Annotated in this window: 10 protein-coding genes; all 10 read left to right on the top strand. The window is 60.9% G+C overall.

Translation table 11 applies throughout. The annotated features are described in order from the left end of the window. The first annotated feature begins 266 nt into the window (after window positions 1–266). Window positions 267–785, top strand: coding sequence for a transcription termination/antitermination NusG family protein (locus tag JN531_RS00110; RefSeq protein WP_228346828.1), 519 nt, complete (start codon window positions 267–269; stop codon window positions 783–785). Between the two features lie 105 nt (window positions 786–890). After that, window positions 891–2,027, top strand: a complete 1,137-nt coding sequence (locus JN531_RS00105; protein WP_228346827.1) for an MraY family glycosyltransferase — start codon at window positions 891–893, stop codon at window positions 2,025–2,027. Between the two features lie 455 nt (window positions 2,028–2,482). Further along, complete coding sequence (locus JN531_RS00100) at window positions 2,483–2,842, top strand: MarR family EPS-associated transcriptional regulator (protein WP_228346826.1); 360 nt, start codon at window positions 2,483–2,485, stop codon at window positions 2,840–2,842. A gap of 7 nt (window positions 2,843–2,849) precedes the next feature. Next, complete coding sequence (locus JN531_RS00095) at window positions 2,850–4,316, top strand: MBL fold metallo-hydrolase RNA specificity domain-containing protein (RefSeq protein ID WP_228346825.1); 1,467 nt, start codon at window positions 2,850–2,852, stop codon at window positions 4,314–4,316. Between the two features lie 56 nt (window positions 4,317–4,372). Further along, on the top strand, window positions 4,373–5,395 hold the full coding sequence (locus JN531_RS00090; RefSeq protein ID WP_228346824.1) for an NAD-dependent epimerase: 1,023 nt from the start codon (window positions 4,373–4,375) through the stop codon (window positions 5,393–5,395). 125 nt (window positions 5,396–5,520) lie between these two features. Then, window positions 5,521–6,870: a nucleotide sugar dehydrogenase gene (locus JN531_RS00085; protein WP_228346823.1), complete on the top strand. Its 1,350-nt coding sequence runs from the start codon at window positions 5,521–5,523 to the stop codon at window positions 6,868–6,870. Beyond that, the gene (locus tag JN531_RS00080) at window positions 6,871–7,524 is read left to right on the top strand and encodes an acyltransferase family protein (protein ID WP_228346822.1); all 654 of its coding nucleotides are present in this window, start codon (window positions 6,871–6,873) and stop codon (window positions 7,522–7,524) included. Window positions 7,525–7,645: 121 nt separating this feature from the next. Further along, window positions 7,646–8,854 (top strand): acyltransferase family protein, encoded by a 1,209-nt coding sequence (locus JN531_RS00075; protein WP_228346821.1) that lies wholly within the window; start codon window positions 7,646–7,648, stop codon window positions 8,852–8,854. Between the two features lie 285 nt (window positions 8,855–9,139). Then, a complete protein-coding gene (locus JN531_RS00070) occupies window positions 9,140–9,442 on the top strand; it encodes a hypothetical protein (protein ID WP_228346820.1) in 303 nt (100 codons plus the stop codon). Between the two features lie 807 nt (window positions 9,443–10,249). After that, window positions 10,250–12,250, top strand: a complete 2,001-nt coding sequence (locus tag JN531_RS00065) for an acyltransferase family protein (protein ID WP_228346819.1) — start codon at window positions 10,250–10,252, stop codon at window positions 12,248–12,250. Window positions 12,251–12,501: the final 251 nt, after the last annotated feature.

Genomic DNA, 12,501 nt, shown 5'->3' with positions numbered 1-12,501 from the left:
CACGCAAACCAGCGCCTCGCGCACCCCGATAACCGTGACGGTGGTCGCACCACTCGTCAGGTTTTGTCACGCGCCTGACCATCTAGGGGGTTATCTTTGGCGACAGTTAACGTAAAGTTGTGCACATAACAACGTGTTTCGATTGACTTTGTGGCAATGCGCCCTACCCAGTAGAGTAGGGGCGTAAGTCCTTGCGACGCACAGCGGTTCAGGGGCGGGGGTTTCATCATGTTTTTTGCCGAAATTCACAGGCAGGGACGCTTACTGTGATCGACATCGCCGAAGGCCAGCACTGGCACCTTCTGACCAGCCGTCCTCGCATGGAAGGCCGGGTCATCGCGCATCTCGATCGACTGAACCTGCCGCGGTTGGCCCCCACCATCCCCTGTGAACGCTGGGTCAACGGCAAACGCACCCTGCGTGACGAGTGGCTGTTCCCGCGCTACGTGTTCGTCCAGGTCGACTTCGACCACACCCCCTACAACCACCTGCAGTACCTGCCGGGTGTGAGCGGTTTCGTCCGCAGCGCCGGCCGCCTGCTGCAGGTACCGCCGGCCGTGGTGCACAACTTGCGCCAGCGCACAGAAGCGACTGGCGAAACGCCGCACACTCCGGTGGCGCGGTTCTCGCATGGGCAGCGCTTGCGGCTCAACGGTGGTGGGTTTGTGGATGTCGAGGCCATCTATCTGGAACCCGATGGCCAGCACCGCAGTGTGATGTTGATACAGATGCTGGGGCGCGAGGTGGAAACCCGCGTCGACAACCTGTACCTCGCCGCCAACTGAGCTACGCGGTGGCGGGGTGGGGCGACAAGTTTTTGAGACCGATTCTCATTCGGAGGGCGGGAGCGTGCCAGAAGGCCGCTGATCTGCCGGGGCGATAACCACACCATGACGATGTTGCTGTTGATTTCGCTGGCCACGCTCGGGCTTTCCTTTGGCGCCTGCGCCCTCACGCTGTATGCCGCCCGCGAGCTGCGCCTGGGGGCGGACGAGTCCGACGGCCTGCAGAAGATTCATGACCACTGGGTGCCGCGCCTGGGTGGCGTGCCGATTGCCGTCGCCGCCTTCGTCGGCGTGATGTGCTGGGCCTGGTATACCCATCCTGCCTACACGATGCTGGCCACCAGTCTCATCGTGTGCGCACTGCCGATTTTCTCCGCCGGCTTGCTCGAAGACCTGACCCGCCGTGTCAGCCCTGCGTTGCGGTTGTGGGTCGCGTTTGTCTCGGCCGCCATGGCGTTCTGGCTGCTCGATGCCCGCATGCTGCGCACCGATGTGGCCGTGCTCGACGCCGTGCTGAATGCCCACGTGCTGATCAGCCTGGCCGTCACCATGGTGGCGGTGGGGGGTGTGGCCCATGCCACCAACATCATCGACGGCTGCAACGGCCTTGCGGGTGGGGTGTGCGTGATCGCCCTCAGCGCCATCGCCGGCATCGCCGCGCAGGCGGGGGACCCGTTCGTCACCGGCGCCGCCCTGATCCTGGCCGGGGCGACCCTGGGCTTCCTGTTCTGGAACTTCCCCAATGGCCGAATCTTTCTGGGTGACGCCGGGGCCTACATGCTGGGCTGCCTGATGGCCATCCTCAGCCTGATGCTGGTGGTGCGAAACCCCGAGGTGTCGCCCTGGGCCCTGCTGCTGGTGATGGTGTACCCGGTGTGGGAGACCCTGTTCAGCATCTTCCGCCGTGGTCGTCATCAGCTGTCCAGCATTTCGCAGCCCGATGCCCTGCATCTGCACCAGTTGATCATGCGGCGCATGGTGCGCCGCTACGGCCCGCGGCCCGCAGGCACGGAAAAGGTTTGGCGCAATGCCCGCACCAGCCCCTACCTATGGCTGCTGGCTGGCCTGTCGGCCATCCCCGCCGTGGTGTTCTGGAACAATGCCCTGTGGGCCGCCGCGTCATGCGGCCTGTTCGTGGTGACCTACGGCCTGGCCTACCGCGCCGTCGTGACCTTCCGCGTTCCCGGCATCTTCGTGCAGCAGTCGCGCGTCTCCGAGTCTGAACCCGCACCCCGAACCTAGTTGGGGGCACCTCAACACTTTCATCGCGTCATCGCGAGCCCGCACGTTTCTTTTGTCATTCCGAGCCCGCACCTCTCACCTGTCATTACGAGCCCGCACGTTTCATTTGTCATTGCGAGTCCGCACCCCTCACCTGTCATTGCGAGCCCCCGCAGGGGACGCGGCAATCTCATCCGGAGGGCAGTGCCCTTGCTCATGAGATCGCCACGGGGCTCACGCCCCTCGCGATGACAAAGGTTGGGCTTACACCCCTCGCGATGACAGTCCATTCCCTGTCATTACGAGCCCGCACCTCTCACCTGTCATTGCGAGCCCCCGGAGGGGGCGCGGCAATCTCGTCCGGAGGGCAGTGCCCGTGCCCATGAGATCGCCACGGGGCTCACGCCCCTCGCGATGACAGCCCATTGAAGTTGTGCCAAGACCGTTCATTGATTGAACAGCCGTTCACCCCCGTCATGTCCGCCGAAGAAACCCACGTTCGCATCCTCAAGCTGCTGGCCCAGCAGCCGGACATCACCCAGCGCGAGCTGGCCGATGCGCTCGGGGTGAGCCTGGGCAAGACCCACTATCTGCTGCGGGGCCTGCTCGACAAAGGCCTGGTGAAAGCGCGCAACTTCCGCAACAGTCGCAACCGGCTGGGGTATCTGTACCAACTGACGCCCACCGGCCTGGAACACAAGGCGCGTGTCACCCTGGACTACCTGCAGCGCCGCATGGACGAATACGAACAGCTCAAGGCGGAGCTCGACGCCCTGAAGCTGGAGATGAACCGCAGTGCTGCCACCGCCGTGGCACGCGATCGCCACATGGAGTGACCCCGGCATGACGCCCACGCCCGACTTCCCCCAGATCCACCACCACGGCGCCGTCACCGGCGTCACCGGGTCCTGCCACGAATGGCAGGTGGATGCCGACCACAGCTTCCTCATCGACTGCGGTTTGTTCCAGGGGGCGGAAACCTCCGGCAGCGGCCGGGCAGGGCGTGAGCGCCTCGCCATCGACTTCGACCTCCGCACTGTGCAGGCGCTGATCGCCACCCATGTGCACATCGACCACGTTGGCCGCATCCCCTGGTTGCTGGCGGCGGGCTTCGAGGGGCCGATCCTGTGCAGCCCGCCCAGCGCCAAGCTGCTGCCCATCGTGCTGGAAGATGCCTTCAAGCTGAGCTTTACCCGCGAACCGGCCGAGGTGCGGCGCTACCGCAAGCTGGTGGAACAGCGGCTGCAGCCCATTCCCTACAACCGCTGGCACACGGTGCTGGAAACGCCAAAGCTGAAAGCCCGCATCCGCCTGCAGCGGGCGGGGCACATTCTGGGTAGCGCTTATGTGGAATGCGAAGTGAAGGCCGCCGGCCAGCCGAAGCACCGCACCGTGTTTTCCGGCGACCTGGGTGCCCCGCATGCGCCCATCCTGCCGGCACCGAAGCCCCCCTATGGCTGCGACACCCTGGTCATTGAGAGTACCTACGGCGACCGCAACCACGAAGACCGCAAGACCCGCCGCCAACGGCTGGAACGCACCCTGCAACGCGCCCTGCAGGATGAAGGCACGGTGCTCATCCCCGCCTTCAGCATTGGCCGCACGCAGGAACTGCTGTACGAGCTGGAAGACATCCTGTTTCGCAACCAGCAGAAGAAGATCAAACGGAACCTGCCCTGGGACCAACTGCCGGTGATCCTCGACAGCCCGCTGGCCAGCAAATTCACCACCGTCTACCGGCAACTGCAGCCCTACTGGGACGACGAAGCCCTGAAGCGCGTCACCCAGGGCCGCAAGCCGCTGGGGTTTGCGCAACTGCTGACGGTGGACCGCCACGACGCCCACCTGCGCATGGTGCGGCACCTGGCCAAAACCAAACGCCCCGCGGTGGTGGTGGCCGGCAGCGGCATGTGCAACGCCGGCCGCATCGTCAACTACCTGAAAGCCATGCTCGACGAGCCGCGCCACAACGTGCTGTTCGTCGGCTACCAGGCCGCCGGCACGCCGGGGCGGGACATTCAGCAGTACGGCCCCAAGGGCGGCTGGGTGGAATTGGACGGCCAGCGACTCGACATCAAGGCCGACATCACCAGCCTCGGCGGCTACTCCGCCCACGCCGACCAGGCCGGCCTGCTGGCCTTCGCCACCGGCATGCGAAAATGGCCCCGCACCGTCCGCCTCGTCCACGGCGACCCGGACGCCAAACAAACCCTCGCTCGCAAACTGCAGCAACAGGCTCGCGCCAAAGGCTGTGTGCTGCGAGTGGAGGTTCCGCGTGCCGCCGACCTTGGTGTACCTCTCGGCACGTAAGCTGTAAACGATTCCCCATTCCCGGCGCCACCGGCGCCCACCCTCACTGCTCACTAATGAAATTTCTCGTCACCGGCGCTGCCGGATTCATCGGATACACCGTCGCCACCCAACTGCTGAAGCGCGGCGACGAGGTGGTCGGCTTTGACGTCGTCAATGACTACTACGACCCCGCCGTGAAGGAAGCGCGCCTGGTGGAGCTGCAGAAGCTCTCGGCCGAGACCGGCACGAAATTCACCCTGGTGCGGCAAGATCTGGCCGATCAGGCCGCCGTCGATGCCTGCTTTGCCCAGCACCCCTTTGACCGCGTCATCCACCTGGCTGCCCAGGCCGGGGTGCGCTACTCGCTGGTGAACCCGCGGGCCTACGTACGCAGCAACATCGATGCGTTTGTGAACATCATCGAAGCCTGCCGCCACAACCAGACGCCGCACCTCACCTACGCCAGCACCAGCAGCGTGTATGGCGCCAACACCGACATGCCCTTCAGCGAGCACGCCCCCACCGTGCACCCGCTGCAGTTCTACGCCGCCACCAAGCGCGCCAACGAACTGATGGCCCACGCCTACAGCCACCTGTATCGCCTACCCACCACCGGCCTGCGCTTTTTCACCGTGTATGGCCCCTGGGGCCGGCCGGACATGGCGCTGTTCCTGTTCACCAAGAACATCCTCGAAGGCAAGCCCATCCAGGTGTTCAACCACGGCAACCACACGCGCGACTTCACCTACGTGACCGACATCGCCGAAGGCGTGATCCGCGCCAGCGACCAGATCGCCCAGCCCAACCCGGCCTGGGACAGCGGCAACCCGGACCCCGCCACCAGCAACGCCCCCTGGCGCCTGTTCAACATCGGCAACAACAACCCGGTGAAGTTGTCGGCCTACATCGAAGCCATTGAAGACGCCCTGGGCAAAAAGGCCATCCAGGAACTGCTGCCCCTGCAAGCCGGCGACGTGCCCGACACCTACGCCAATGTCACCGAACTGCAAGCCGCCGTCGGCTACAAACCCGCCACCCCGGTCAAACAAGGCGTGGCCAACTTCGTCGCCTGGTATCGCCAGTTCTATGGCGTCTAACCCGGGACGCGTTCGGCTTCATCGTCTGCAGTTGCCTTAGCCCCCAACGATTCCCGATTCCCGATTCCCGATTCCCGATTCCCGATTCCCGGCGCCAATGGCGCCTTCCTCACCCCATACGGCCCATGCTCCCAACACTCCAAACCGCCCACATCGCCGTCATTGGCCTGGGCTACGTCGGCCTACCCCTGGCCGCTGAATTCGGCAAGAAGTACAAAACCGTCGGTTTCGACATCAATGCCAAACGCATTGACGAGCTGAGGCAGGGCAGGGACCACACCCGCGAGATGAGCCCGCAAGAACTGGCCGAAGCCACGCAGCTTCGGTACACCAGCAACCCGGGGGACATCGCCGACTGCAACATCTACATCGTCACCGTTCCCACCCCAATCGACGCCCACAAACGCCCGGACCTGACGCCGCTGCTCAAAGCCAGCGAAACCATCGGCAAAGTGCTGAAGCCCGGCAACATCGTCATCTACGAAAGTACCGTCTACCCCGGCGCCACCGAAGAAGACTGCGTCCCCGTCCTGGAAAAGGTGTCCGGCCTCACCTACCAGTGCACCGAACGTCTAGCTGCTGCCTCTGCCGTTGACGTTGCTGTCCCACCTCACCCCTCACCCCTCACCCCTCACGGTTTCTTCTGCGGCTACAGCCCAGAACGCATCAACCCCGGCGACAAAGCCCATCGCCTCCCCGACATCAAAAAAGTCACCAGCGGCTCCACCCCCGAAGTGGCCGACCTGGTCGACAGCCTCTACGCCAGCATCATCACCGCCGGCACCTATAAGGCCAGTAGCATCAAAGTGGCGGAGGCCGCCAAGGTCATCGAAAACACCCAGCGCGACCTCAACATCGCGCTCGTGAATGACCTGGCCATCCTTTTCAACAAACTGGGCATCGACACCCTGGAAGTGCTGGAAGCCGCCGGCACCAAATGGAACTTCCTGCCCTTCCGCCCCGGCCTGGTCGGCGGCCACTGCATCAGCGTCGACCCTTACTATCTGACCCATAAGGCACAGGAAGTCGGCCACCACCCGGACGTCATCCTCGCCGGCCGCCGCACCAATGACGGTATGGGCGCCTATGTGGCGAGCGAAGTAATTAGGCTGATGGTGCGCAAAGGCATCAATCCGGTGAACGCCCACGTGCTGATCCTCGGCCTGGCCTTCAAGGAGAACTGCCCAGATCTGAGGAACACGCGTGTTGTCGATATCATCGACGCGCTGAAGGGCTATAACGCCTGTGTCGATACTTGCGATCCTTGGGTGGATGCTGGCGAGGCGGAGCATGAATACGGCCTGATCCTTTGCGAGCCGCGCGAGGCCGAATACGACGCTATCGTCATGGCCGTTGGACATGACGCATTCCGCGACCTCGGCGCCGACGGCATCCGCACCTACGGCAAGCCCGGTGCAGTGCTGTACGACGTCAAGTACGTCCTGCCACGCGATGCGGTCGATGGGCGGTTATAAATGGCCACATCGCTGAGTTATCGGCCAGACATTGACGGCCTCAGAGCGATTGCCGTCCTCGGTGTGGTGCTATATCACTTCGGTTTAGGGCCGGTACATGGAGGGTTTGTCGGCGTCGATGTGTTCTTTGTGATCTCTGGCTACCTGATTACGTCGATCATTCAAAGGGAAGTATCACTGGGACAATTCACGTTCACGGGATTCTACGAAAGGCGGGTCCGCCGAATTTTTCCGGCGCTGTTCGCCGTCTTATTTGTAACCCTCATTGCGGGGGTTTTGCTCCTTCTGCCAAGCGACTTGGTAAGACTCGGGTATTCGACGTTGGCTACGTTGTTCTTTGTTTCCAACGTCCTGTTCTGGCGTGAAACCGGCTATTTCAATACCGCGTCGGAGTACAACCCGCTGCTGCATACATGGTCATTGGCGGTCGAAGAGCAGTTCTACATAGGGTTGCCGATCCTTCTCTTGCTGGTTCACCGTGTTGCGCCGCGTACTCTCAAGCCGGTTTTGGTTGCCGGCGTACTGGGATCTTTGGCGCTTTGCGTCTTGATGCAGGCAGACCATCCCTCTGCGACCTTTTTCCTATCACCTTCTCGCGCGTGGGAGCTATTGCTGGGCTCCTTGCTTGCAGTTGGTATCCTCCCTAGTGCCTAGGCTGGCAAGCCGCATTTGGCGGGAGGTCCTAGCAGCCTTAGGATTCCTGGTACTGCTGGGTAGTCTATGTTTTATAAAAGCAGGTCCTGCATTCCCAGGGGTGTGGGCAGCACCGCCTGTATTGGCAGCTGCTGCATTGCTGTATCTCGGTGGCGAAGGCGATAGTGCAGTGCGCAGGGTGCTCCAATGGCGTCCATTGGTGCTCGTAGGCATCATTTCCTATTCACTCTATTTATGGCATTGGCCGTTGCTGACCATCGCGCGTTACTCCAATGGCATGGAGCCAATTCCTCAAGGCGGTGCTTGGGCGCTGTTCTTGGTGGCGATGGCGCTGGCTTCAGCAAGTTATCGGTATGTTGAAACTCCATTTCGAAAGCACGGAAATGACAAAGCGAAGCTTAATGGCCGACAGCATCTATTCGCCACAAGTACAGCAGTGATGGGCCTCCTGGGCGGAGCAGCTGTTGCGGTTACCCAGAACCAAGGATGGGAAGATCGATTTGCGCCAGATGTTCTGGCTTACGACAGCGCCCGGTATCCACATATTCCATTCAAGGACGACTGCGATGGTCGTTGGCCCGATAGCAGGAACCCAGACTGCGTCATAGGTGATCGTGATTCAGAGCATCTTGCCATATTGTGGGGAGACAGCTATGCGCTCGCTTGGGCACCTGGGCTTGATGCGATGTTGAAGGCACAAGGGCTGCGCGGCATCCTGGCGGTAAACTCAGCCTGCCCGCCATTGTTGGGCATCCATAATCCGTCAGACCCAGGCTGCCATGACGACAACAATGCGACCCACGATTGGCTGGCAGCAAACAAGCCTGACTTGATTATTATGGCAGCGGCATGGCCGGCCTATTCAGGACCTGAGGGGCGATACTCGATATTCGACAGTGAAGGACGCCGTGGGAACGTGGCGACATTCGCACCAGCGTTCAAACGCACATCGATCGTAACAGGCTCGCTCGGTAAGTCAGTAATAATTATCGGCCCTACCCCGGGGGCACCCGCGGATATCCCATTCAAGTTGGCAGTCGCAAAAACCCCACCAGACGGAATTCGGAAGGATGACTTTCAGCGGATGGCGCAACCATTCTGGACGGCTGCACAGTATGTCGAAGCGTTCGACAATATAGTTGTGATCGATACCATGAGCTGGTTTTGTGACAGCAGAGTGTGCCGATATCTAGACGAACAAGGGGAGTTGCTTTACCGCGATGGAGGACACCTCAGTGTTCTGGGGGCCGATTTCGTTGTAGCTCGACTACTCTCGCGGCTGGATACGGGATCGTTTTATCAGCCTGATTTCCCCTCTGACCTTGAATAGAAAACTGCAATGGCTGGAACCAATGCGTACGCTCGCCGCATGTTGGGTTCTCGTGAGCCATGCAAACCAATCTGTCACCGCGTTTATCGGGCCTTTGGGGGCCGGCACTGCGGTGATCGCAAACGGCTATTTAGGCATAGATTTTTTTTCGTTCTTTCGGGGTTCATCGTCGCGTTCTCCAGTCACAACCTGCCGGAGAAGGGGCGCGGCTTCGGTGACTACGCGCGTGCCCGTTTGATACGCATTTATGTGCCCTAACTACCTGTCGGTATCGGGGTACTGCTTTTGTACCTGCTGTTTCCAGGGCTGAGCACCGCCGACCGGTCTCCTGGCCTGCAGATGTTATTGACCCTGTTGCCAACCGACAAGCCGCCTGCGCTCTCCGTGGCCGGGACCCTGATCCATGAAATACTGTTCTATGCGCTGTACTCACTGATCTTTGTTTCGCGTCGTCTGCTGTGGGTGCTGCTGGCGGCTTGGGCCGGATTGATCTCTTACCATGCGGTGGATGGGCAACCACTGCAGTCGGCATTGAGGTACGTTCTTTCGCCTCTCAACCTCTGTTTTCTGCTGGGAGTGGTCGTCTAGCACTTTACTCACAGAGGAGTCACTACACTCGTTTCTGTTGCCGGTGGGGTGGGTGGCATCCTCATCCTTGCGCTCGAGGCCGGTCAGATCGCTCCGCAACGCTGGCTGTTGGCACTGGGGTATTCAGGTTTCATCGTATGTGCGCTGTCCACTTGGGCGCAGCGATGGAGTCCTGGTCAGGGCGTGCTCTTTGTGGGTGCCGCCTCGTATTCAATTTATCTTGTCCACAACCCGCTGCTTGCGGCAGCGGTCCGCGTCGTAAAACGATTCCTTCCAGGCATTGACCCGTTGGCAGCTTTCTCCTTGATCTCAACTGCCGCATTGCTGGCTGGGTTGGCTTATTACTATTTCTACGAGCAGCATGGGCTTCGGTTGGCTCGAAGGATCCTTGTATCGTCGGAAAGGCGCTCAGTTGTAGCTCCGAGTTCTACCACTGTTGAAGCTGACAGCCGCTGATGGGCGCCCTTATTCTGGGTCCGCGCGGCGTATCGATGAAAAGAGAGGAGCCTGCGTGAGTGGCGAAGTGATCCGACTTATGGTGCACGAGGGTCTTCAGGGCGGCAGGCTTGCTGAGTTTTTAATAAGAGGACAACATGATGGCGCGTTTCCTGATTAAGATGGACGCGACGTCGTTCCGTCCATGCCCCCCGAACTCGCAATTCTGGCAATGCGCTTGTGTTTGGTCGCGGCAGCGCAGGCTTACTGCGCGGCTTATGAGGGCTACATGCTGTTAAGAGGGCGCGCAGAGATGTCTCGTCTGCTGATTCGGGCTTCTCCTGAGTCGGCGCTACCGGCGGTGTGCCCGTCGTGAGCTATCCATCGACCGACTATCGACGAGACATTGATGGCCTTCGAGCGGTCGCGGTCCTGCTTGTTGTGCTGTACCACTTCGAGTTGGGTGTTTCCGGCGGGTTCGTAGGCGTAGACGTGTTTTTTGTGATCTCGGGCTACCTGATCACAGGAATCATCCACCGCCAAGCGGGTGCGTCTGGGTTCTCTTTTCTTGACTTCTACGAAAGGCGCGCGCGTCGGATCCTGCCAGCTCTAATAGTGGTTCTGACCGCCTGTAAGGTCACAGCGATGGCAATGCTGCTGCCGAGCGACCTGGAACGGTTTGGCGCCAGCCTTGGCGCCACCCTCTTTTTTGTTTCCAATTTCTACTTTTGGTCTCAGGGAAGCTACTTCGGCCCCGCATCGGATTTGGCGCCGCTGCTGCACACTTGGTCGCTGTCGGTGGAGGAGCAGTTCTACCTCGCAATGCCGCCCCTCTACCTGCTGCTGCAGCGATTCGCGCCCAACCGCGTGCCGCACGCGTTCGCGCTGGTGACGCTGCTATCGCTGGCGGGCGCGAGCTATTTCGTGTTGTATCGCGCGCATGAGGTGTTTTATTGGACGCCATTTCGGGTTTGGGAGATTGCTCTCGGCGGCTGGCTGGCGGTGACGAGACTCCCTGATGTTGCCAGTGCCGCGGTGCGCAATGTCGCGGCGGCGCTGGGAATCGGCGTGATCTTGGTCGCGGGAGTGCTGTTTGATTCCACAACTCGCTTCCCCGGGTATTCGGCCCTGTTGCCCTGCATGGGCGCTACTCTGGTCATCTGGGCGGGTGTGCGTGGCAACGCCGTATCCAAGGCCCTACTCGCGAACCGTCCGATGGTCGTTGTGGGCCTGATCTCCTATTCGCTTTATCTTTGGCACTGGCCCCTGATCGCATTCGCGCGCCATCACTACCTTGGGGGTTCGGTGCCGTTGTCGGTGCGTATTATGCTGGCGACCGTTGCGGTGCTGCTGTCCGTGTTGTCATGGCGTTATGTCGAAACACCGTTTAGAAGCCGTGATTCTGTTTCCCGCTATGGGATGATAGCTTGGGGTATAGGCAGCGGTGTGGTCGTCTCGTGCTTGGCCGCCGCGTTGGTGCTGACCCAGGGCGTTCCGAGTCGGTACTCCGATCAGGTCGTTGCCCTAGACAGGGAAAGGGCGCGGGTCAGCCATCGGGATGAATGCCTTAACCGGCGCGGCGAAATCTCAGTAGAGACTGCCTGCCACGTGGGCGCCGAAGGCCCAGCCACCGTGCTCGTTTGGGGTGATTCCTATGCTCACGCGATGATGCCGGCTCTGGATGTGGCCTTTCGGGAACTGGGGCTTTCCGGCGCATTTGTCGGTCGCAGCGGATGCCCCCCTCTTCTCGGTGTCTCGGTTTCACTTCGGGGGCGTGCCAACTGGAAGTGTGTGGCGTTCAACAAGGACGTGATGGCGGCACTTTCGAGTGTGGACCGAATCGACACCGTGGTGGTTGCCGCTGCCTGGAACCAATACGTTGACCCCAAGACAGGCTACATCCTGAGCCTGGAGAGCGGCGCGAAGGGCGACCCACTTGAGGTTAGTGCCGCGAGCCTGAAGCAGGCGCTGGCGGGCACTCGCGTTGTCGTAATCGAACAGGTTCCTGTGTACCCTTGGGGCGTGCCTTACCGGATGGCCATCGCGGCCATGAAGGGCGATGCGATGCCAATCAGCCCCTATTCCGTGCATCGGGAGGCTTCCCGGAAGCCGAGGGCGGTGTTTTCGGCATTGGCAGGCGACGATGGCTTTGGCGTGGTCAGCCCTGAGTCTTGGTTCTGCGTCGAAACCCGATGCAACTACGCCGACGAGCACGGACGCCCCTACTATTTCGACCACGGACACTTGAACCGGAGGGGAGCGGCATTCATTGCACCTTGGCTCACGCGGGACCTGCGAGTTGCCCTAGACATTGGTCCGGAGGCAGCTTCGACGGAAGCCAATCCTTCCCGAGCCGCAAACCATCGAGATTAGAGCGTAGAAAATCAAGACCCTAGTGATGGGTGTTGACGGATTCATTGGTTCGCATCTCGCAATGAGGCTGCTTCGAATTGGTTGCCTTCGATAACATGAGCGACTACTACTACGTCAACCTGAATTAGGCCCCCGTTTGGTACGCTGCACGGCTAACCCGAACTACACCCAAATCGAGACCGACTTGGCCAGCCATGCGAGGGAGTACGCCGATTTTTATTCGGGTATCGCTAATACTATTGTGTCGAGTG

This window comes from Flagellatimonas centrodinii, from assembly GCF_016918765.2.
Classification (GTDB): Bacteria; Pseudomonadota; Gammaproteobacteria; order Nevskiales; family Nevskiaceae; genus Polycyclovorans; species Polycyclovorans centrodinii.
This window is presented reverse-complemented; position numbering and strand designations above follow the sequence as displayed.